Consider the following 23,327-nt stretch of genomic DNA (forward strand, 5'->3'; position numbering starts at 1 on the left):
GGGCGTCTCGCCTTCTCTGTTATACCATATCCGCGGCCAGATCCTCATACTGTCTTGTGAAGAGTTTGCGGTAGACGCCGTTCTTTTTCATCAGGGAAGCATGCGTCCCCCGCTCGATGATCCTGCCATCCTTCACGACAAGAATCACATCCGCGTCCACCACAGTGGACAGACGATGCGCGATCACGAACGAAGTCCGACCGGCCGTGACGGCGCGGATCGCATCCTGGATTTTCTTTTCCGTCACCGTGTCGACCGAGGCGGTCGCCTCATCCAGCACCAGAATTTTCGGATCTGCGAGAATCGCCCGGGCAAAGGAAAGCAGCTGCTTCTCACCGGTGGAGAGCATGTCGCCGCTCTCTCCCACCTCCGCATCGAGCGCGCCCGGCATCCGCATCACCACGCCGTCAGCCGCCACGAGCCGAAGGGCTTCCCATATCTCATGGTCTGTCGCGTCCGGCCGGCCGTATCGCAGGTTCTCACGGACGGTGCCCGAAAACAGGTGAGGCGTCTGCAGCACATATCCGATGTTCGAGTGAAGCCAGAGCTGGGATCGCTCCTTCGCGTCCCGGCCGTCGATCAGAATGCGGCCGTATGTCGGTTCGTAAAAGCGGCAGACCAGATTCACCAGGGTCGACTTGCCGGCTCCCGTCTCACCGACAATGGCTACGTTCGTCCCTTTCGGCACATGCAGGCTGAAATGGGAAAGCACCTCGCCTCCGCCGTCCGGATAAGTGAAGGAAACATCGTCAAAGTCCACATCACCCCGCAGCTCTTCCCAGTTTTCCCTCCTAGGACAGAAGGAATCGCCGTATTTCGCGACCACCTCCGGCGTATCCGCCACGTCCGACTTCGTCTCCATGAGGCGCGAAAACCGTTCGATATTGACCTGAATCTGGATCAGAACCGAAAGCGTACCGATGATGTTCTGGATCGGCTCCATCATGCCCACCGCATAGCTCATGAAGACAGACAGCGTGCCGACCGCGAGCAGATGACGCCGTGTCAGAAGACCGCCGCGCCAGAGGACAATCGCCAGGGCGAACATGGAAAACATCGTCACCAGCGAAGTAAGAAGCGCCGCGTAGTGACCGCTCCTGATGCCGGTGCTTCTCATCTCCGCCGTATCCGACCGGAAATCGCGTCCGATCGTCCGCTCGACGCCCAGCGATTTGATCGAACGCGCACCTGTTATGCCCTCGTTGAAGTCGCCTGTGATCTTCGAGTTGATCTCCCGGATCTTCCGGTTGAGCCGTACCAGACGCCGCTGGAAGAGAACAATAATCAGAACCGCCGCCGGAAGAAGCAGCAGGATCCAGCCGGCCAGCCGGACGTCGAGCAGCAGCATCAGCACAAACATGCAGATCAGATACGAGCCGTTCCAGACGATGTCCATCATCCGCCATGCCACCAGCTCGCCGATTTTGCCGGTATCGCTCATCACACGCGCGTGAATGTACCCTACGCTGTTCCGGCTGAAATAAGAGAAGGAAAGCGTCTGCAGATGGCTGAATGAGGCGTTTCGAAGGTCCCTGTCAACCCCCATCTCCACCTGACCGCACCAGTATGTCGTCACATAGTTGTCCCAGACCTGGAACAGAAGCAGCGCAGCAAAGGCCGCGATAAAACGGCCCAGTCCCCTAAGAGTGCCCGGGGCGACGAAGCGGTCAAGGGCGTACCGCCCGAACAGAGGAAATACGGCGTCGATCAGACTGCTGATGAGCCCCAGAAGAATCATGCCGATGATGCGGCCGCGATAAGGCCGCAGATACGGAATCAGTTTCGGGATCCCGAACAGCCTCAGCCGAACCGCCGGCTCTTCAGTTGTCACCATCCCGCTTCACCTCCTCCTCGTTGTTTCCCATGAGCCCCTTACTGACCTGAAGCCGGTAAATCGTCTGATAGATCCCCGGCTGCCGGATCAGTTCCTCGTGTGTTCCCTGCTGGGCGATCCGTCCGTGCTCAAGCACAATGATCTGATCCGCCTGCATCAGCGTCGTGATCCGGTGCGCAATCAGAAGCACTGTGGCATTACGGGTCCGCTCCCGGAGCGCGCGCCGGATTTCCGCGTCCGTCTCCGCATCCACCGCAGAAAGAGAATCATCGAACACCAGCACCGGCGTGTGCCGGATCAGGGTCTGGGCGATGGCCGTCCGCTGCTTCTGTCCCCCGGAGAGTGTCACGCCCCGCTCGCCGACAACCGTATCGTATCCGTCAGGGAAAGACGCAATCGTTTTGTCAAGGCATGCATCTGATGCGGCTGCCCTGACAGGATCGGAGGCAGCCGGACGTCCGGATCCGCGTTTCCTGTCTTCCGGAATGCCTTCCCCGCTCTCCGGGGTCACGGCCTCCGCTCCGTTTTCCGCGATCCGGATGTTGTCGTACAGAGTGCGAGAGAAGAGGAACGGTTCCTGCAGGACCAGTCCGACATGCGCCCTCACCTCTCTCCGGCTCATCGACGCGATGTCAACGCCTCCGATCGTAATGCGGCCGCAGCCCTCCGGCAGATCATAAAGCCGGTCGAGCAGCCAGGCGATCGTCGATTTGCCCGATCCCGTACCGCCCAGAATGCCGGTGGTTGTCCCCGCCTTCACACGAAATGAGACGTCTCTGAGGACCTCCGTATCCGAACCCGATCCGTACCGGAAATGCACATGCTCAAAGCAGATGTCGCCCGCGAAGGGATCCGCCGTTTTACCGGACAGAGCCTGTGCATTCCGGTCCGGTGCATCCATCGGCTCCTCCGACGCGTTCATGACCGCACGGATCCTGTCAACGGAAACGCCCACCTTCGCCATCTCCGAGATCACCCGTCCGAGGGAGCGGACCGGCCAGACCAGCATGCTGTTGTAGGTGGAAAAGGCGATAAAGTCACCCTCCGTGATCACACCGCGCACACAGAAGACGGCGCCGAGCACGATCGCCGTCAGCGTCTGGAGTCCTGAAAAAAAGTCTCCGAACGACCAGTACACCGAGAGGATCCGCATCAGGCGAACCCAGATTGAGGTGTAATAGCTGTTCTGCCTCTCGAAACGCTCCTGCTCATAGCGCTCCCGCCCGAAGGCCCGGACAACGCGCACGCCGGTCAGATTCTCCTGCGTCATCGACGAAAGCCTTCCTTCCTCGCTGTCGGCCTTCTCGAAGGTCGCTCCGATCTGATGATGGAAGACGAAAGAGTACAGCACGATCACCGGAATGAACAGAAAAGAGATCAGTGTCATCGTACCGTTGATGCCGGCCATAAAAACAAGGGCCATCACGATGAGGATCACTACGCGCAGAAGCTGGGTCAGCTGTTCCGAGACAAAGGCCCTGACCGTCTCCACGTCCGAGGTGCAGCGCTGGATGATGTCTCCGGTCTGATTCTCATTGTACCATGTGAACGGGAGACGCAGGATGTGCGAGAACAGCTCGTTTCTCATCGTCTCGAGCAGCGTCTCCGAGCCTCTGGTGTTCATCAGCTTCGACAGATACCGGAAAACAGCCGCCGCCAGCGCAAGAGCGGCCACGGTCAGCGCGACCGTGCCGAGATGATGTCTGAAAAAGGCAACCGGCACCGGAAAAGGGACGAAGGCCGGCAATGCCGGCTTCCCGTCTCCGATGATCGAATCCACGGTAAAACCGATCACCTTCGGGTTGATCAGATCGAATAACGAAACCAGCATGGAAAACAGCACGCTGAGAAGAAAGCAGTGAAGGCTGCCTCTCAGAAAATGCCGGATCATGCCCGTTGTCGTCGGAAAGAGCTCCGGAGGAGAGGACTGTCCCTCTCCTCTCCGCGCGTCCATCCGGTATCTGGTTTCATCGAGTTCCTTTGACTTCATGAGAGCTCCTTCCGGACAAACCGTTGATAGACAAGGAGTGACACGATCACGGTCAGGAGATCCGCGATCAGCTGGGTCCATACAAGTCCGTACATTCCCACAAATGCGTTCAGCAGAAAGAGCATCGGGATATTGAAGGCGGCCCAGCGCACGGCGGCCAGTTCCAGCGCAATCCGGCCGTTTCCGACAGCCTGAAAGAAATAGGTCAGATGAAAGCACATGAACATAAACGGCGTCGCGAGAGCGCGGATTCGAAGGAAATCCGTCCCGATCGCAACCGTTTCCGCGTCGCTGATGAAGATCCGCATAATGCCCGGCGCCAGCGTCTCATAGAGGAGAATGCTGAGCGCCCCGACCGCAAGTCCCGAAAGCCTTGTGAAGGAAAGCACATGCTTCATCCGGCCGTAGTTCCGTGACGAATAATTGTAGGCCGCGATCGGCACCATTCCCTGACAAAGACCGACTCCGATATTGAGCGGAAGCCGTTCGGCCTTCAGCACAATGCCGACCGCCGCCAGCGGGATATCTCCGTACCCGGTCATCAGCTTATCGATGATGATGTAATCGACATCAAACAGCAGCGTCGCCACGGCGGCCGGAATCCCGACGGCAAAGATCTCCGTAATTCTCCCGCGGGCAGGCAGTCCGCGGGGAAGAAGCGCGAGCACCGTATCGGATCCGCGGGATCGGATGACGAGAATAAAGTAGACACAGGCCGCCGTGTTGGAAAGCATCGTCGCGAGACCGGCGCCGGTCACCTCCATTCCCTTCGGAAGAAGGACGAACATAAAGAGCGGGTCGAGGCCGATGTTCAGCACGCCTCCGAAGGTGACGCCGATACCGGCCTGCCGCGCGCAGCCTACGCTGCGCAGCAGGCCGGCCATTGTCATCTGAAGTATCGCTGGAACAGCGCCCGCCACAATCACGCAGCCTGCGTACTGTCTTGCGTACGCCATCGTTTTCGGACTTGCACCCAGAAGCGTGAGCAGCGGATCCATGAAAATGGCCGTGAGCACCGCGAAGGCGGCGGCAAAAAGTCCCGCCGCCATCAGACTGAAAGCGCTGATCTTTCTCGCTTCCCCGTCCTTCCGCGCACCGAGCAGACGGGAGATCAGCGTTCCCCCGCCGATCGCGAACAGATTCGACAGCGGCACGCAGAAATTGAAGAAAGGAAGAATCAGGGACGCAGCCGCGACCATATACGGGTTCCGGGTCCGCCCGATGAAAAAAGTGTCCGCAAGATTGTAGATCAGTACCGTCAGCTGTCCGATGATCGTGGGCACCGCCAGAGTCGCCAGCGCCCGCGGAACCGGCATCGTCTCAAAGACGGCCCGGCTGGCTGCCGCCCGTTTTTCCGTCGGAACGTTTCTTCCTTTTTCGTCCATCCCGCTGCCTCTCCTTCTCCCCGTCCATCCTATCACGTCTCTCTTCCGGGATCATGGGCGAGATCCTTTCTTTTCTCCTCCGGCCGCTGTATCTTCCCGGTCTGACTGCGGTATAATAACAGAAACAGGGATCGGGACCTGAACCATGTCTGTTCCTGAAAGGAGGACCATCATGAGCCGACTTCTGGTCAAAAACATCTCCACACTTGTCTCCTGCGGCCCGGACGACCGGGTCTGCCGGAACGTAGATCTTCTCTGCGCAGACGGGCGGATCGAATCCATCCGCCCGTCCGTCACCGGCGGAGGCGTGTCCGGCGGCGAAGCGGATTTCTCCCGGGCCGCCGCCCCGGACCGTGTCATTGACGCCACCGGCATGATCTGCTATCCGGGTCTCATCAACACGCATCACCATCTCTATCAGATTTTCTCACGGAATCTTCCGCAGGTGCAGAACCTTGAGCTTTTTGACTGGCTCACCGCACTCTACGGCGTATGGAAAAATCTGAATACCGAAACCGTCCGTCTCTCCTCTCTCACCGGCATCGGCGAGCTGATGAAAAACGGCTGCACCACCGTGTTCGACCACCACTACGTCTTTCCGGCCGGCGCCGGTGATCTCATCGAAGCCCAGTGGGAAGCCGCCTGTACCCTCGGGTGCCGGATGCATTTCTCAAGAGGAAGCATGGACCGCTCGAAGAAGGACGGAGGACTTCCGCCTGACTCAGTCGTTCAGACCGTGGACGAGATCATGCGCGACAGCCGGCGTCTGATCGAGAAATGGAACGACACTTCCTTCACCTCCATGCACCGGATCGCGCTGGCGCCCTGCTCACCCTTCTCGGTTTCCGCCGATCTGATGCGCGAGAGCGCCCGTCTGGCCCGGGCTTCCGGCGTCCGCCTCCACACCCATCTCTGTGAGACAAAGGACGAGGAACGCTTCACGCTGGAGACAACCGGCATGCGTCCGCTGGCCTACATGGAGACGCTCGGCTGGCTCGGCTCCGACGTCTGGTTCGCCCACGGGATCCATTTCAACACAGACGAGCTGAAGGTGCTGGCTGATTCGGGAACCGGAATCTGTCACTGCCCGATCTCCAACATGAAGCTGGCCTCCGGCGTCGCCCGCGTGCCGGAGATGCTCGCTCTCGGCGTACCGGTCGGACTCGGCGTCGACGGGAGCGCCAGCAACGACGGCTCCAATCTGCTGGAGGAGATGCGTGTCTGCTACCTGCTTCACAGACTGACCTCAAGCGACCGCGCGCCTTCCGGCTACGACATCCTGAAGATGGCTACGATCGGAAGCGCCCGCCTCCTGGGGCGTGAGAAGGAAATCGGCAGTCTCGAGGCCGGCAAATGCGCGGACTTCTTCCTGCTCCGTGAAAACAGGATCGAGCTTGTCGGGGCCCTCCGCGATCCGCTTTCCGTTCTCTGCACGGTCGGACTCAAGTCGCCGGTGGATTACACGGTCGTCAACGGATGCGTCACCGTGGAGAACGGACGGCTCACAGGAATCGATGAGGAAAAGCTCTGCGCGGATGCCAGTCAGGAGGTGGACCGGTACCTTAAGAATCTGTGAACCCGTCGAGCAGCGGCGAAAGCGGACCCTCCGCCAGCAGCGTGATCCGCTCCGTCGCCCGCGAAACAGCGGTATATAGCTGGTGGCGCTTCAGCTTCGTATCCGGATAGGTTCCTCCGTCGGCGTCCGGGATAATGACCGCGTCGAACTCGAGCCCTTTGGACAGCGCCAGCGTCACCATACAGACGCCGTGTTCCGGGATCGCCTCGCTGGCGCGTATGTAATGAGGGGCGTCAGATCCCAGCAGGGAATGGAGACGGTCCTGCGCGCTGCGGCCGTTGACGATCACCGCGGTGAGGAGCCCCGATTCTTCCGCGTCACGGATGGCTCCCCGAAGCGCTTCCAGATAGGAAGCGCGGTCCGGGCAGGACCGGATCACCGGCCTGATGCCGGGCCGCTGCACGGACTGCACTTCCGTTCCTACTCTCGCCGGAAGAAGTGAGGTAAAAAGCGCGGTGATTTCAGGGGAGGACCGGTAGCTTGTCATCAGCTTCATCGTGGTGACCGGCTTTCCCCGCCAGGCGGGCGTGTTTTCCGAGAACAGCTCCCGAATCCGTTCAAAGGTCACCGTTCCACCGCGGATCGCCTGATACTCATCTCCGAGCATGAGAAATCTCGCCTGTGGAAAGTACGCACGGAAGACCCGGATCTGAGCCTCGGTGTAATCCTGCACCTCGTCAATCATGACATACTTTGCGCTGCGGCTGCATGTGCCTGTCAGCCGGATATAGAGATAGGCCCGTTCGGCGTCGGTCAGATACGTTTTTCCGAGAAGTCTCCGGCCGATCGCGGGTACGTCAAGCCACCCGTGGGAACGGACAGCCTGAGAAGCACTGTTGAAGTCGTTCTTCTCCCCGTTCTCCTCCTCATCCGGACGGCGTTCTTCCTTCAGGAACGCCTCCTCGTCCGTATCCTCATACAGTTCCTCATAGCTTCCGCGGCGGTCGTTCCGGTGCTGTCGGATATACTGCTCCGCCTCCTCTACCATCTGATCCTCCATCACACCGATCAGACGGGCGCCCGTACCCAGTTTCCGGTTCCGGCGGTAGATGGCATCAATCGATTTCGCCGGAAGCGCCTTTCTGCCTTTTACGGAAATACCGCGGAAATCCGTTGGAATCAGCTCGAAGCCCTCCAGTTCCCTGTCGATGAGATCAAGGGAATCCGGCTCCGTATTATCCTGAAACTCACGGGCGCGGAAACCCGCTTCCGACAGAAAGGCGGACCATGTCAGCGTGTTCGGATTCTCCTCCCCCAGATCCGGCAGAACGTTGGCGATATAGTTCTCGAAAACCGGGTTCAGCGTGATGAGATACACGTCGGATGCTCTGACGGAGGCGCGTTTCTGATAAAGAAGGTAGGCAATGCGCTGCAGAAGCACAGATGTCTTGCCGGATCCGGCCGTTCCTTCAATCAGCATCACCGGCTCATCCGGATGCCGGATGACCTCGTTCTGCTCGCGCTGGATTGTGGCGGTGATGGACTGCATCTTGTCGGAGCGCCGGCGGGACAGCGATTTCAGAAGCATCGGATCCTCTATTGCGATCTGGGTGTCGAAGCAGGCGTTCAGCCGATCCCGGGTAATATCAAACTGACGGCGGAGCAGCAGATCCACTTCGATCGGCCTTCCGTCCACATGATAGGCCGTTCTGCCGTTCTGCTGGTTGTAATAGACCTCGGCGATGGGGGAACGCCAGTCCACGATGACAGGCTCGTAGCTGTCACCTGTCAGCTGGGCGGTTCCGATGTAAAAATCCTCTGTCTCTTCTTCCTCCGGAAAATGCACCTGCACGCGGGCGAAATACGGCTGCTCCAGAAGCGTCAGAAGCTGCCGGCTCTGCCGGGTCAGCGTCGCGTTTTCGATATTGAATTCATCGACGACACGGTTCACCAGCTCGAGCTCCATGTTGCTCTCAAGCGCCTCTTCCGCGTCATGGAAGTTCAGCGCAAGATCCTCACTGATATCCGCCTTCTCCTGTCTTGCCTTCTCATAGAGCGTACGAAGCTCATCCGCCACGCTCTGCTCCTTTGTCCGCAGGAACGCGTACGTTTCTGTAAGATGTCTCTGCTCTTCTTCGAATATCCTGTCCCGTTCGTCCATAGAAATCTGTGCTTCTCCCTGAATCTTTCCTGTTGTGGCATGCCTTTTATGCCGTCTGTTCCCGTGCCGGCAGGTCCGGTCCGGGTCTTTTCCGCAGCGGCATTCCGTTCATCCGGAAAGCGGTCCGGTTCCGTCCGCTTCCGGCTTCGGCGCCGGATAAAAATCCGGCCGGATCCGTCTTCCGGAATCCGGCCGGCCAAGCCGTCCGATCAGAACGCGCCCATCGCGCGCACCTGCTTCTTTACGCGGGCGGACTGATCATCAAGAAGCGAGAATCTCTTCGATCCGGCTGTTCGTATCCGGCTGAACCGGAACAAGCATTTCACCGCTGGATGAGTAAAGTCCGTCGAATGGAACCCGGGCCTCCTCCATCTTGTATGTGAGGAGATCCGGCAGCATGGAGCTGAGCGAGAGGAGATCTCCGGCAGAGAAATCATGGGAAACTTCCTTCATCGACTGACGCAGAAAACGGCTCAGCTGATCGCCTTCCAGCGTTTTCACCTTGCTGAACGCTTCCTCAATCACGTTCCTCTGGCGCTGCGTGCGCTGATAATCCGCGTTTCCGATATGGCGGATCCGCGCGTACGCCACCGCCATCAGGCCGTCCGCGTCATAGGTTCCGGCCCCATGGTCATATGTCCGGTAAGAGGTAAGGCCCTCACCCGACGCCATACCTTCCACCAGTCCGTTGGCCGCCTCTGCCTCCGCGTCGGAAACCGTGACGGAGACACCTCCCAGCTGATCGATCACATCGGCCATCGAATAGAAATCCACGCTCACGTAATGATCCACGCGTACGCCGAAATTCTTCTCCATAGTGGAAACGAGCAGATCCGGTCCTCCGACGGCATACGCGGCGTTCAGCTTCTCTGTACCGTGACCCTCGACGTCCGCCGCGAGGTCCCTCATGAACGACATCAGATGGATCGTTTTCGTCGTACGGTTGACCGATGCGAGCATCATGGTGTCGGAATTGCCGTTCCAGGAACGATCTCTCCGGTCCGCACCGATCAGCAGAATGTTGCAGGTCCCGTCCTTTTCGAACAGCGGCTGATCCAGCAGCCTGCGGATCGCCCGGGCGGCTTCCTCCGCCGTTGCGCCCGAATCCGCGGCCTCTTCAGCGGATCCTGTCTCCGCCGCGCTGATTTCCGCGGATTCCGCTTCCGGCACAGCCGCATCCGCGGATGCGGCTGCCGGCGCCGCGAGCTGAAAGATGAGCAGAAAGCCGAGCAGGCAGGCTGCCTGAGCCCGGAGCCATCCGCTGCGATTGAATGTTCCCATTTATATCTCTCCTCCTGCATGATCACGGACCGACGATGCTGGCTGTCGTCCTTCTGATCGATTGTCCCGTCATGAAGACCGAAGCCGCTTACCGGATGCCAAGCGCCTCGAACGCCCGGTCATAGGGCGCGTGGCACAGCCCTTTCTCGGTGATGATGCCTGTAATCAGATGATGGTCCGTGACGTCAAAGGCCGGATTGAAGGAGGTGTCCGCCTCCGCCGGCGCCATCGGCTCCCTGTACCACATCTCCCGGATTTCACCGGGATCGCGCATCTCAATCGGGATGCCTTCTCCGTCCTTCGTCTTCATGTCGATCGTCGAACTGGGGGCGCAGACATAGAACGGAATACCGTAATGGCGGGCGATGATGGCGAGTCCGGATGTTCCGATCTTGTTGGCCGCGTCTCCGTTTGCCGCCACCCGGTCACACCCGACGAAAATCACCTTCACCCTCCCGGATTTCAGAAGAAGCGAAGCCATATTGTCGCACTGCACGGAAGTCGTGATCCCGGCATGAACCAGCTCAAAGGCCGTCAGCCGGGCGCCCTGCAGCAGCGGACGCGTCTCATCACAGAAGACATGCATATCGCTTCCGGACCAGCCGTGCTCCAGCGCCATATACATCGGCGCCGTGGCGGTGCCGTACTTCGCGGTCGCCAGCGTGCCCGCGTTGCAGTGCGTCATGATGCCTAATGGCTCCCCCTCCTTCTTCAGCGTCTTCAGAATGCCGAAGCCGGTCTCGCCGATACTGCGGCTGATCGCCACATCCTCCTCACGGATCACCTCCGCTTCGCGGTACAGCGCCTCTTTGATCTCAGCCACGCTCTTCTCCCGATTGGTCCGGACGCAGGCGTCCATCCGGTCCAGCGCCCAGAACAGATTGACAGCTGTCGGGCGGGATGTGGCGAGGTAATCTTTCATCTCTTTAAACGTACGATAAAACGTCTCGTAATCATCCGCGCTGATCGAAGCGGACAGCACCGCAAGTCCGTAGGCCGCGCATACGCCGATCGCCGGCGCCCCTCTCACTCTGAGCTTTCTGATCGCCTCCCATATTTCCTCCTTCGAGCCCAGCTGAATCCGGCGGATTGAATTCGGAAGCAGCGTCTGATCGATGATATCAACACTCCTTTTCTCCGGTCCCCATTTGACCGTGATGACTTCCTCAAAGAACTCGTCCAGTTTCGTATTCATGTCGCACTCCTCCGCATAAGGCGGCGGCCGGACCGTAAGTCCCGGCCGCCCGCATTTCCGCTTTTTCTCCGGTCACTCAATGGATCTGACTTTCGTCAGGGATGATGATCGCCGCGATGATGTACGCCAGCAGACCGGATCCCCCGAGGCAGGAAAACAGCACCCACGCAACCCGCACCAGTGTCGGATCAATATCAAAATATTCCGCGATTCCGCCGCAGACTCCGGCGATCTTCCGGCTGCTTCCGGACCTGTACAGCTTCTTTGTGTGGTAATCCATATTTCTCCTTTCTTTCCTGCTGTTCAATTCTGAATACGGCAGACGCGGTACAGCGAATAGCGGTTGCATACATACAGCTGACGGTCCGCGATGCAGACTCCCTCACATTCATTGTCCTTCAGTTCCGTACGGAACCCCTGATACACCTTCTCGATCTTTTTTCCGGAAAGACTGATCGCATAGACCTTTGACCGGTGCGGCTTTTCATAGTCAGATGAAAGGATATACAGTTTTCCCCGGGAATAGCACGCCCCCTGCATGAAGTTGATGAATCCGACCTGAAACGTTTGGACGCAGGCCGGCGTCTTCGTTCCGTCTTTGTTTGTCGTTTTTTTTCGTAGATCCCAGACCGATATCACAGTCCGGTTTCCGGCTGACCCATTCCGTTTTTCCGAAAGAAGCGTGCCAAAGCCGATGATCCGGTTGCTGCCCGCATCGACAACATGCTTGACGTTATACCCCGCAGCGCCGCTCGTCGGGAACTTCAGCTTTTCAACTGTCCTGATCCGGCCCATGACCAGTCGGTCTACATAAACGATACCGTTCCGGTTCGATTCGAGATACATGTCGGCGTACTGGGAACCGCCTTTTTTTGCACCGGGCGAAGCTACCGCACAGTGATTGTATCCGTTTCCGAGCGCATACTCCGAGAGCAGACGTCCCGTACGGAGATTATAGAACTGGACGATGCCCGGTGTCCAGAACTGGATATAGGTGCCGCCCTCAATGTAGCTGTCCTGCATAGAGCAGGATGTCCCGCCGATCTTCGGCTTCTGCATACGGAAAAGCTTCGTGCCGATACCGGTGCTTTTCCGGGGCGCAGCCGTAACCCGGACGGTATACCACGCGTTCCTCGCATGATCCGTCGTCACGGCCTGAATTCTGGCCGTTCCCGGCTTCCGGGCTGTCAGGCTTCCGAATCTGTCGACGCTGACGACTGAACTGTTCGTACTGGTCCAGCGTCTGATCCGCTTGTCAGAAGCGTTGTCCGGTGTAAAGGCCGGCATCTGTTTGAACGTTTTTCCGGCCGTAAGCGTCACACTTCCGGTTCTGAAACGGATCGACTGAACCGGACGGTACGGCCGGACACTGATTCTGCAGGACGCTGCGGTCTTCTGCCCGGCGGCCTTCACAGTGATGACGGTCTGGCCCACCGCCCGTCCCGTCACCTTTCCGTTCCGGTCCACAGAGGCCACGCGGGGATTGGAGCTCTTGAACGAGAGGTTTCTTTTTCTCATCGCCGCCGGCATCACATCCGCCTTCAGATCGACCGTTCCGCTGACCCATGTCGTTTTGGTTTTCGATGAAAATGCGATGGTCTGACCAGCCGCCTGCGCCTTGACTCCGCCGGCTGCAGCAAGCAGAAGGATCAGTATACCCAGCCATAAGCTCCTGCAGCAGGCATACCGTCCCGCAAAGGACAAATGACCCGTCCGTCTGTCCTCACTCCTCATCACCTGTTCCTCCGGTTAAAGTCACTGTCTGCTCTGCTTATTATACACTGACCGTTCATTTTCTTCCACCCTTCCCGGCATTCCAGTTTCCGTCAGGACAGCCGGGTCTTTAAAAGAGCCTTCTTTCCCGGGCTGACGAACCTCGCAGAAAAGATTCCGGAATACAAAACAGGCGCAGAAACTATACGTTTCTGCGCCTTGCCGAGTGGAGATGAAGGGATTTGAACCCTCGACCTTTCGGATGCGAACCGAACGCTCTCCCACTGAGCCACATCCCCGCGACTTGGATATCATAACTCCGACAGAGGAAGAATGCAAGTCATTCTTGCAATTAAATTGTTTTTATTTATATTCAAACCATCGCTGTCCTGCAGACGGCATCCCCATTCTTGCTTCATTGACGAAGCACCATCCTCCCCGTTTCAGCGCTCGAAGCGGCTCTTCTCCGGAAACTTTCGGGCAAGCGCATCATTGACGGCTGCCCTGTCTCTCTCAAATGAAGCGTCCGTGCTTCCGTCATTGATGCACAGTACCTTATAATCCGATTCAAGCACAAGCTTCCGGACGGCGCTGATGTCTCCGGTATCCGTGAGGAGCCCGAAGGAAGCCTTGCGCGGGACGAACCTGCCCTCCAGCAGCATCCAGTTCTTCATGAGCCACTGATTCACGTCTTCTCTTGAACGGAACGGATGGCGGCATGTCGCATCCAGTATCTCCGGTTCTTCCTTCCAGATCGTTTCATAGTTGCTTTTCAGATGAGACGTCGGAAGATGGCTCTCAAACAGTCCGATGATCGTGGAGAATCTCATAAACAGCAGAGTCCTCCATGCCAGCGAACCGTAGGTGAAGGGTCGGATCCAGAGATTCCGGTGCCGCCGGATATCCTCGACCGTGAAATGGTCGTTCAGCACCTTCAGGTTGTTGATCTCGATATTCCGGATGTCATCCCTGTGTATCGGCTGGGGACTGATGGCCGCGATGTCGCAGGGTTTCCCGTTCTGAAAAAAATCCTCCGGCACGGTGGGGTTCAGCACAAACGTGTCATCGTTGAAATAGATGAACTGTTCCGAAAGCCCCTGGATTCTATGAAAGTTCAATTCAATCGGGTTTGCGCTGAATGCCGGAAGATAGGCGGAAGGAATGTAGTCACTGTGCCGCACCAGCGTGAGGTCGGGACAGTCCGTGTTCAGCCACGCGGGGCACTGATCCGCCGTAACAAGAAAAACATGGTGTACCCAAGGCATATTTTTCTCGATCCCGCGGAACAGGTACGGAAGGCTGCCCCAGTCGCGGAAGCGCACACCGTCATCGCGGTTATGAAGCGGGAGATTCATTCTCCGCCGCGTCTCATCCCGCCTTCTGATCCAGTCAGGATCGTTTCCGTCCACCCACGCGATCACGATATCCGTACTGCTCATAGCTTTCCTTTCAAATCCTGTTCCCATCGTCTGCTGCCGGATCATTGGATGATTCGACTGTCGTTTTTCCGTCCTCGTACCGGCCTGCTCTTTCCGGTTATCCGAGCGCCACATCCAGCGTCATCATCAGCGTGAAGCCCACAGAGAAAAAGAGCACGCCGAGGTTCGAATGCTCGCCCGCTGACATCTCGGGAACCATCTCCTCCACAACCACATAGATCATGGCGCCGGCGGCAAAACCGAGAAGCCCAGGCAGAACCGGAACAAGAAGATCCGCGAACACGATTGTAAGGACGGCGGCTGCCGGCTCCACGATTCCGGAGAGAACGCCGTTGAGGAAAGCCTTCCCCTTCGGTTCACCGGCGGAGCGGAGCGGCATGGAAATGATTGCCCCTTCCGGAAAGTTCTGGATCGCGATGCCCAGCGACAGCGTCAGCGCCGCGGCCGCCGTCATGCTGCCGTTCCCGAGCAGATAGCCGGCGTATACGGCTCCTACGGCCATTCCTTCCGGAATATTATGCAGTGTCACCGCGAGAACCATCATCGTCGTCTTTGCCAGACGGCTTCGGACGCCTTCCGGCTGGTCACTGTTCAGATGCAGATGAGGAATCAGACTGTCGAGCAGCAGCATGAACAGAATGCCGCCCCAGAATCCCGCCACAGCCGGAAGAAAAGAGAGGCGTCCGAGTCCGCTGCTCTGCTCCATCGCGGGGATCAGAAGACTCCAGACGGAAGCCGCCGTCATCACGCCGGCCGCGAAGCCGGTCAAAAGAATCTCCGTCCGAAGCCGAAGCTCCTGTCTCATGAAGAAAACGCAGGCAGCGCCCGCCGATGTGCCTAGAAAAGGCAACAGCAAGCCTCCGGCTATCGTCACATCCATATCCGTCTCCCTTCAATTTTTTCATATCCGCTCTGAAGAGACTATACCATTTCTCTGCCAGCCGAACAACCCCGGGCCCGGACCGCCGCATATGCGCGGCGGCACGAGCCCGGGGTCATATTGTCTGTTTTCGGCCGGATGCACCGGTTCCCGCAAGTCCCGCTCAGGCCTTGCGCTGAGCCGCCACTTCCTCCGCGAAGTTCTCCTGCTTCTTCTCGATGCCTTCGCCGGTCTCGTAACGGACAAAGCCCTTCACGGTGACCCTGGCGTTATTTTCCTTCGCCACCTGCGCGATGTACTTCGAAACAGACTGCTTGCCGTCCTCGGCCTTGACATAAACCTGATCCATCAGGCAGATCTCGGCCAGCTCCTTGTTGATGCGGCCCATCACCATGCCGTTCAGAATCTTCTCGTTCGCATTCGGCTTCTCATTCTTTGCCGCTGCCAGAAGAACTTCTTTCTCCTTCGCGAGGTATTCCTGATCGACCTCGGCGCGCGTGTTGTACTTCGGACGCATCGCAGCCGCCTGCATGGCGACGTTCTTCGCCATCTCACGGATCGCGTCGTTGATCACATCCGTCTCGACATCGACCAGCACCACGATCTTGCCGCCCGCGTGCGTATAGGACTGAACGAAGCCGTTCGGCTCCTCCACCTTCGCGAACCGGCGGATCTTGAGGTTCTCGCTGATCACGGCGATCTCCGCGACCAGAGCCTCCTCCACGGTCTTGGAAGCGTCAAACTTCCAGGGCTCAGCCATAAAAGCATCGAGATCCTTTGCACTGCTCGCAAGGGCCTGCTGGGCAACTTCGTCCACATATGCCTTGAATTTCTCGTTCTGGGCGACAAAGTCGGTCTCGGAGTTCACCTCGACGACCGCGGCCGTCTTTCCGTCCTCGGAGACAATGCCTTCGCAGAGACCTTCCGCGGCGACGCGGCCTGCCTTCTTCGCCGCCTTGGCCATTCCGTTCTCGCGGAGATAGTCCATCGCCTTGTCCATATCGCCGTCCGTCGCGACCAGCGCCTTCTTGCAGTCCATCATGCCGGCGCCGCTCATCTCGCGCAGTTCCTTCACCTGTGCAGCCGTAATAGCCATCTTTATCTGTATCCTCCTTTGCATGGAACGGACGGATGAAGCGTTTCCGTATCGTCCGTCCGCACAAGAATGATCTTCAGTTACTCGGCGTCCTTCGCGTCCTCATCCGGATACGCCACATACCCTTCCGCCGGAACGTCGGAGGCATCAGCCTCCATCTGGCCCTGGTTCGCTTCCACGACCGCGTCCGCCATTCTGGAGACAATGAGCTTAACCGCACGGATCGCGTCGTCGTTGCCCGGGATCACGTATGTCAGCTCCTCCGGATCGCAGTTGGTGTCGCAGATACCGATCAGCGGAATATGAAGAGCGTGAGCTTCCTGCACGCAGATACGTTCCTTCTTCGGGTCGACCACAAAGATTGCGTCCGGAAGCTTCTTCATCTCGCGGATACCGCCGAGATTCTTCTCCAGCTTCTCGTGCTCTTTCTTCAGATTGAGCACTTCCTTCTTCGGCAGGACATCAAAGGTGCCGTTCTCGGCCATCTCCTCGATTTCCTTCATTCTCTTGATCCGGCTCTGGATCGTGCGGAAGTTGGTCAGCATACCGCCAAGCCATCTCTCATTGACATAATACATGCCGCAGCGGGTCGCCTCGGTGCGGATCGCATCCTGCGCCTGCTTCTTCGTTCCGACGAAAAGAATCTTTCCGCCCTTGGCCGCAATGTCGCCCACCGCGTTGTAGGCATCATCGATCATACCGACCGTCTTCTGGAGGTCGATGATGTAGATGCCGTTGCGCTCCGTGTAAATGTACGGCTTCATTTTCGGATTCCATCTTCTGGTCTGATGACCGAAATGGACGCCGGCTTCGAGCAGCTGCTTCATGGAAATCACACTCATTGTACTTCTCCTTGTTCTGTGGTTTTTCTTCCATATGTTTCCCTCCGACAGACCGCTCCCGCGACTTTCACGGGATTTCTGGGGCACCATGCCGGAATCCACATATGTGCTTATTTCGCAACTTCGTTATTCTACCATGCCGCCTGTCACGGCGTCAAGACCGGACAGCAGACGCTTTTTGATCCGTCACACGCATTCAGACCACGTTCGGCCGTCCGTTCTCACCGAACAGATGAATCGAGATCACCGCCGTCAGAACCATAAACGCGAAGAGCATAAGCCCGGAGGCCGCCGGGTCCATATTCGGAAGGAACATCGGGCCGAAGACGGAAAACGCATTGTTCGCGATATGAGCCGTCACGGATGAGCGAAGCGTCCCGAAATGCTCATAGATCAGAGCCAGCACCATACCGAACAGCGCCGCATAGACGCCCTGCGTGAGATTGCCGTGCGCGATCCCGAAGCAGATTCCGCTCAGGACGGCGGCCCACCCGACGCCGAGGCAGTCCCGGATCCGTCTGTAAATCAGTCCCCGGAACAGCAGTTCTTCCATGACAGGGCCGATGATCACCAGAACCAGCACCTGCGCAGCCAGCCCCGACGACCCGAAAATCTGCTCGATCGTACGGTAGGAATCATCCTCGACACGGATCATGCTGGTGAAGAAGCCGATCGTCTCGCTGACGCAGATGGAGTAGACTGCCACCTCAAGAAGGCGGGGCAGCGGGAAGGAGCGGCGGATCGGAATCCGGAAATTCTCTCCCCGGGCTCTCCTTCTCCGTTCATCCCCTCTCAGCAGAAGGAAGAAGACCGGAATCAGAACCGCGTCCGCCAGTCCCGTAATCCAGAGTCCGTTCGCCAGATAAGCCTCCTGATAACCGATCCCGTGCCGCGATACCGCGATGACAGCCGCGGCCGCCATCGCGATCAGATAGCTGACACACTCATCCAGCAGAAGCGGATAGATCACGCGCCAGATCCGGAACAGAACAGACCCGTCTCCTGTCAGTGTGACGCCGGTTCTGCGTGCGTCTTTTCTCCTCCCTGTAACGGGATCCGTGAAGCAGCACCAATCCCCGCTGTCTCCCGGAACCGATGCTTCGCTCACTTCCGCCTCGCCGGCTGCGCGTGTCCCGCCCGCTGTCCTCTCTCCTCCGGATGGGGTCTCCGCCCTGGCCTGACCGATAAGCACATTCACAATTTCCTGAGGCGTATCCACGATGCAGTCGGGCCATGCCTTTTCCAGCTCTGCCCGGCTCCCGTAGCCGTACGTGACGCCGATCGACGCAATCCCCGCCTGTCCCGCGCCATCAATGTCATAGCTCCGGTCCCCGACGATGACAACTTCATCCCGATGCTCCGACATGCCCAGCCGCCTGAGGGCCTCTTCGATGACATCCGCCTTCTTCGTCCGGCCTCCGTTCATCTCACTGCCGACCACCTCCGTGAAATACCCTTCGATTCCGAAATACCTCAGGATTTCCCTGCAGAAATGCTCCGGCTTTGAAGAGGCAAGAGCCAGTGTGAAATGCTGCTGTCTGAGAGCCGACAGCATCGGCGCGATCCCGTCATAGAGCCTGTTTTCAAAGATCCCTTTCGCAGTATAGCGTTCACGGTACGCCGCTACGGCCCGGTCCGCCTCCGCCCCGTTCAGATGCGCATATTCCATGAACATCTCCTTCAGAGGAGGCCCCACGAAGACACGGAGTTCTTCAGGATGCTCCGTCTCGATCGAAAACTCCTTCTTCAGCGCGTAGGCCACGCAGTTGATAATCCCTTCGCCGGAATCCGTAAGCGTTCCGTCGAGATCAAACAGTACCGTATTCCACATATCGCAAGCCTTCCTTTGTCTCCGTCCGCACGGCAGTTTCACTTTCTTGTGCGTCAGCCCGCCGCCGCTTCCGTTCCGCTTCCGGTGTCCGCCGTCTGATCCGTCTTTCCCGCGCCGCCGGAAGCGAACCACGCATCAATGCCGTTCGCCAGTCCTGTCACAGTCTGACTCTGGCCCGCCGCACTGATCAGAAACTGCTCGTCCTCCGCGTTGGAAAGATAGCCGAGCACAATCGTCGTCACCGGAACCTCCGCCCAGTTCATCTCGGTGAGGCCGTCACCGTCCGCTGTCCCCAGAGACGGACGGCCGGTCTGGGAGACAAGTGCGCCAAGCAGGTCCTCCGCCAGCGCCTGGCTTGAAGAAACCAGACTGTTCGAGAGCGATGGGCTCTCATAGGTCGGTTCGATAGCCTGAATGCCGCTTAGAGATGTGTCCTCACTGCTCTCAGAAGTGATGTGAACCAGGATATCCGCTCCGGACAGAAAAGCCGTCCGCGTACGCTGCTTCTCGCTCAGCTCCGCGTCATTCGATTCTCTCGTCATCACGACCGTATAACCTCTCCGCTGCAGCTCTTCCCGCAGCTTCAGCGCAATCTGCAGATTGATCTCATACCCGTATGTTCCGGTCGCTGCGCCCTGTGCGCCCACCGTCATCTGCTGTGATCGCTCGTCAAGGCCCGGCCCGATGGCCTCCGTCTCCGTCATCTCCGAAGCCTGATGAGCCGGATCGAGACAGACGACCCGGCTCGCGCCGCCCTTCTTCGCGCCCCGGACAGCCGAGGCGTAACGGCTGACATCCGGAACGGCCGCTGAAATCAGGCCCTTCAGAATCTCCGCGTTCTTCTGGTTTGCCGCCTTCGTCTGTTCGCTCAGCATCTGTCCGGTCCGGGCCGCCTCATCGGGATCCGTGCCGTCTGATGTTTCTTCGGAAGCCGGCCTGCTGTCCGACGCAGAAGCACTGTTCTCCGCATCCGAACGTCCGTTCAGGGCGTCCGCCGTTCCCGGTCCCCCTTCCGTTGTCGAAGCGGCCGTCTCCGTATTCTTCCGGGTCCGAAGCTGCCTGCTGAAACGATACCCATAGCCGGCGAGAACGACGATTCCCGCAAGGATCAGCACGGCGATCAGCTTCAGGACGATTCTGGATCTCCTGTTCCGCATGTTCCGTCCTCACATATGATCCGGCGCTTCAAAGCCGAGAATCCGGATGCTCCTCTCCAGTACGCGCTTCGTGACATCCAGCAGGGCAATATACGAAGCACGCTTCGCGTCATCCGGTTCGGCAAGGATCTTCGTCTCATGGTAGAACCGGTTGAAATCGTTGGAAAGCTGATAAATATAGCTGCAGATCCTGTGCGGCGCCAGTTCCTCATAAGCCTCCCGGATCATCGCTCCGAAATCGGTAAGATCCAGCATCAGCGCCTTGGTCACCTTGTCATCCGGCGGCAGAATCAGGGAATCGTCAGCCGGCTGCATGCCTTCCTTTTCCGCTTTTTCGAGAATCGACTTGATACGGACGATCGTATAGAGGATATACGGGCCCGTATTTCCCTCAAACGACGTAAATTTATCGACATCGAAGACATAGTCCTTGGATGCCTGATTCGAGAGATCTCCGTACTTGACGGCGGCGAGAGCAACCTGCTCCGCGGTCCTGTCCGCATCTTCCGTACGGACGTTGCGGTTCTCCTTTATCTTCTCCTTCATTTTCTCCTCAATCTCGTCGAGGAGAGAGGAAAGCCGCATCACGCCGCCTTCCCTCGTCTTGAAGGGCTTGCCGTCCTTTCCGTTCATCGTCCCGAATCCCACATGGACAAGCTGCGTGTCCTCTCCGACAATGCCCGCCTTCCGGACGGTCCGGAACACCTGGACGAAGTGCATGCTCTGACGCTTGTCCACCACATAGATAATTTCATCCGGATGAAACAGCTTCATCCGTTCCACGATTGTCGCGATATCGGTCGTGCTGTAAAGAGAAGCGCCGTCCGATTTCAGTACGATGCAGGGGGGAACTTTCCTGCGGTCGGTCGGCTCCTCTACGTCAACGACCAGCGCGCCCTGATCGTAGTGCGCGATGCCGCGGGTCTTCAGATCTTCTATCATCGCCGGGATATACGGCTGCGCATCGGACTCGGACTTCCAGAGGTCGAAAGACACGTTCAGCCTTGCGTAATTTCGCTTCAGATCTGCTACCGAAAGATCCAGAATCGTCTTCCAGAGCGCGCGGTATCCGGGACGGCCTTCCTGAAGCTCATGGGTTGCCTCAAGCGCTTCCTCTCTGTAGGAGTCGTCCTCCTTCGACTTGGCGGAAGCGAAAGGATAAATTTCCTCCAGATCCGAGATGGTGAACGGCGCCTCCTCCGGATACTCCGCCGCTCCCTCCGAAAAATACGGAAACTCGGGATGTCTGCGGCGCATCTCCGTGATGATGAGTCCCATCTGAAGACCCCAGTCTCCCAGATGCACGTCAGCCAGCACTTCATCCCCGACCGCCCGGCAGAGGCGCTTCAGACACTCGCCGATCACCGCCGAACGAAGATGTCCCACATGCAGCGGCTTTGCCACGTTCGGTCCGCCGTAATCGAGAACGATCTTCTTCGGCTTTTCCACCTTCTGAATCGCCAGATCCGGATCAGCCGCCATTTCCTTCAGATAATCCGCAAGAAAGGCCGGCGCCACCCGGAGATTCAGGAATCCGGGCTTCACCACCTCCGCCGTAAACGGCCTCTCGGCGCAATCCGTCAAGGCGGCCACCACATCCTCCGCGATCAGAAACGGCGCCTTATGGTAGGTCTTCGCCGCAGCGAGCGCGCCGTTGCACTGATATTCCCCCAGATCCGGCCTGTCGGAAACCATTACATGTCCGAGCGTCCGGTCATAGCCGGCCCTTTCAAACGCGTCCCCCATCGCTTCATCAAGAATATCCGTCAGTTTGTTCATCAGAATCGTCCTCTCTCAGTCAGTTCGGTTTCAGTATTGCAGAAAGATGTTTCGCATCTGTGATCTCGATCCCGAGAAGTTCCGCCGCATCCCGGATCCCGTCGGCCAGCGCGACGCCGGAGCCTCTCACAAGGATCATCCTGACGGGCCGCTCGAAGAAGCGGTCCGCGTCACAGGCAAAGCGGTAAAGACGCTCCGGCCCGGCCTTTTCATCGAGAAGTCCGATGATCACGGGCAGGCATCGGTGAATACCGGTCACATAGGTATAGTGTCTGAGCGTCAGATCGTGATAAGCCGCCGTCCGTCCGAATCCGCGGACAAATGCCGCGATCAGAAAAAGGCTCAGAACCGGCATCCGTTCAATATGAAGGAAAAGCCGCAGCGTCAGCGCCGAAGGAAAACGCAGGTGGATGACCCCGCCGCGCCGCTCGAACCGCTCCACAATTCCCTCGCACTCCAGCTCCTCCAGAATTTCATCCCGGATTCCCAGCTCTCTGGCGTCAAGCACGAAATCCACGCGTCCGCGGCTCTGTCCGACCGGCGACTCCGCCAGCCTCATCGCCACATCCCGCCAGTGAGAGGGCTGCTCGCTGTAGAGTCTCATCATCGTACGAATCTGCCGGATCGCTGTCCGGTCCAGATCAGAACGGACAATGCAGTCCTCGCCCGCCAGTTCCGGTGCTGTCGCATCAAAGGAGGTACCGTTCCGGAGAAAAGACATCTCGGAGGCGGTCAGCGCCGGAAACGGGATCCTTCGGATCAGATCCGCGTTTTTCAGAGGCAGAAACAGACTCTCGCGGATCCGGGTATCCAGAATCGGCAGCTGCCATCCCTTATGTCCGCGCAGCACCGTCCCCAGAGCAAGCGTTTCCTGCGCGTCTGCGTCGCTGATATCGAGAACGGGCTGATACGGCGCGTACTTTGTGAGCAGCTCCTGCAGCCGCACCTCGATGTCAGGCTCCATCATCGGCTCGAGTCCGACGGGATCCGCCAATACGGTTTCCAGCATCCTGTGATGAAAGAAATGGTTATAGCGGTTGCGCATCGTATCGGTCAGGAAGGATCCGTATCCTACCAGAATCAGCAGTTCCGGGCGGAGCGCCATGCCGCTGACCACATTGCCGGCGGCCGTCGGGCTCGTGAACTTGATCAGAACTTTGACAAATGCCATGTCGGTATCCCTGTCCTGCTCCGGTCGCGGTATCCGGGTCCCCCTTCGGACCCGGAT

Annotated in this window: 17 protein-coding genes and 1 tRNA gene; 1 reads left to right on the top strand and 17 read right to left on the bottom strand. The window is 58.4% G+C overall.

The window, feature by feature from the left end:
- Positions 1-19: 19 nt before the first annotated feature.
- Genes G4C92_RS00860 through G4C92_RS00870 form a run of 3 tightly spaced genes read right to left on the bottom strand, consistent with a single transcriptional unit; the run spans position 20 to position 5,209 of the window.
- On the bottom strand, positions 20-1,834 hold the full coding sequence (locus tag G4C92_RS00860; protein ID WP_274940750.1) for an ABC transporter ATP-binding protein: 1,815 nt from the start codon (positions 1,832-1,834) through the stop codon (positions 20-22).
- Positions 1,821-3,824, bottom strand: a complete 2,004-nt coding sequence (locus G4C92_RS00865; protein ID WP_274940751.1) for an ABC transporter ATP-binding protein — start codon at positions 3,822-3,824, stop codon at positions 1,821-1,823. Before G4C92_RS00865 ends, G4C92_RS00860 begins: the two co-directional genes overlap by 14 nt.
- The gene (locus tag G4C92_RS00870; RefSeq protein ID WP_274940752.1) at positions 3,821-5,209 is read right to left on the bottom strand and encodes an MATE family efflux transporter; all 1,389 of its coding nucleotides are present in this window, start codon (positions 5,207-5,209) and stop codon (positions 3,821-3,823) included. The genes G4C92_RS00865 and G4C92_RS00870 overlap by 4 nt, the downstream gene beginning before the upstream one ends.
- A gap of 169 nt (positions 5,210-5,378) precedes the next feature.
- Between G4C92_RS00870 and G4C92_RS00875 the strand changes: the two genes are divergently transcribed.
- Complete coding sequence (locus G4C92_RS00875; RefSeq protein WP_334299951.1) at positions 5,379-6,785, top strand: 8-oxoguanine deaminase; 1,407 nt, start codon at positions 5,379-5,381, stop codon at positions 6,783-6,785.
- On the opposite strand, the gene G4C92_RS00880 is transcribed toward G4C92_RS00875, so the two are convergent.
- The 14 genes from G4C92_RS00880 to G4C92_RS00950 all read right to left on the bottom strand — a co-directional run bounded on the left by G4C92_RS00880 (position 6,772) and on the right by G4C92_RS00950 (position 23,270).
- On the bottom strand, positions 6,772-8,886 hold the full coding sequence (locus G4C92_RS00880) for a HelD family protein (protein ID WP_274940754.1): 2,115 nt from the start codon (positions 8,884-8,886) through the stop codon (positions 6,772-6,774). The genes G4C92_RS00875 and G4C92_RS00880 overlap by 14 nt on opposite strands.
- A gap of 261 nt (positions 8,887-9,147) precedes the next feature.
- Positions 9,148-10,167: an LCP family protein gene (locus tag G4C92_RS00885; RefSeq protein ID WP_274940755.1), complete on the bottom strand. Its 1,020-nt coding sequence runs from the start codon at positions 10,165-10,167 to the stop codon at positions 9,148-9,150.
- A gap of 88 nt (positions 10,168-10,255) precedes the next feature.
- Entirely contained in the window at positions 10,256-11,362 is a 1,107-nt protein-coding gene (mtnA, locus tag G4C92_RS00890) for an S-methyl-5-thioribose-1-phosphate isomerase (RefSeq protein WP_274940756.1), read from the bottom strand.
- A 76-nt stretch (positions 11,363-11,438) separates the two neighbouring features.
- Positions 11,439-11,642, bottom strand: coding sequence for a PspC domain-containing protein (locus tag G4C92_RS00895; protein ID WP_274940757.1), 204 nt, complete (start codon positions 11,640-11,642; stop codon positions 11,439-11,441).
- A gap of 23 nt (positions 11,643-11,665) precedes the next feature.
- Positions 11,666-13,096 (bottom strand): Ig-like domain-containing protein, encoded by a 1,431-nt coding sequence (locus tag G4C92_RS00900; protein ID WP_274940758.1) that lies wholly within the window; start codon positions 13,094-13,096, stop codon positions 11,666-11,668.
- 206 nt (positions 13,097-13,302) lie between these two features.
- Positions 13,303-13,374 (bottom strand) — tRNA-Ala (locus G4C92_RS00905).
- Positions 13,375-13,518: 144 nt separating this feature from the next.
- Positions 13,519-14,514, bottom strand: coding sequence for a Stealth CR1 domain-containing protein (locus G4C92_RS00910; RefSeq protein ID WP_274940759.1), 996 nt, complete (start codon positions 14,512-14,514; stop codon positions 13,519-13,521).
- A gap of 97 nt (positions 14,515-14,611) precedes the next feature.
- Positions 14,612-15,394, bottom strand: a complete 783-nt coding sequence (locus G4C92_RS00915) for a ZIP family metal transporter (RefSeq protein ID WP_274940760.1) — start codon at positions 15,392-15,394, stop codon at positions 14,612-14,614.
- A gap of 163 nt (positions 15,395-15,557) precedes the next feature.
- Complete coding sequence (gene tsf, locus G4C92_RS00920; protein ID WP_274940761.1) at positions 15,558-16,490, bottom strand: translation elongation factor Ts; 933 nt, start codon at positions 16,488-16,490, stop codon at positions 15,558-15,560.
- Positions 16,491-16,570: 80 nt separating this feature from the next.
- Complete coding sequence (gene rpsB / locus G4C92_RS00925) at positions 16,571-17,332, bottom strand: 30S ribosomal protein S2 (protein ID WP_274940762.1); 762 nt, start codon at positions 17,330-17,332, stop codon at positions 16,571-16,573.
- A gap of 196 nt (positions 17,333-17,528) precedes the next feature.
- Positions 17,529-19,163, bottom strand: a complete 1,635-nt coding sequence (locus G4C92_RS14830; RefSeq protein WP_330654745.1) for an HAD hydrolase-like protein — start codon at positions 19,161-19,163, stop codon at positions 17,529-17,531.
- A 53-nt stretch (positions 19,164-19,216) separates the two neighbouring features.
- Complete coding sequence (locus G4C92_RS00940) at positions 19,217-20,320, bottom strand: N-acetylmuramoyl-L-alanine amidase family protein (protein ID WP_274940763.1); 1,104 nt, start codon at positions 20,318-20,320, stop codon at positions 19,217-19,219.
- A 9-nt stretch (positions 20,321-20,329) separates the two neighbouring features.
- The gene (gene argS, locus G4C92_RS00945) at positions 20,330-22,099 is read right to left on the bottom strand and encodes an arginine--tRNA ligase (RefSeq protein WP_274940764.1); all 1,770 of its coding nucleotides are present in this window, start codon (positions 22,097-22,099) and stop codon (positions 20,330-20,332) included.
- Positions 22,100-22,118: 19 nt separating this feature from the next.
- Complete coding sequence (locus G4C92_RS00950) at positions 22,119-23,270, bottom strand: hypothetical protein (RefSeq protein ID WP_274940765.1); 1,152 nt, start codon at positions 23,268-23,270, stop codon at positions 22,119-22,121.
- Positions 23,271-23,327: the final 57 nt, after the last annotated feature.

This window comes from Chordicoccus furentiruminis (genome assembly GCF_019355395.1).
Taxonomy (GTDB): domain Bacteria; phylum Bacillota; class Clostridia; order Lachnospirales; family Lachnospiraceae; genus Chordicoccus; species Chordicoccus furentiruminis.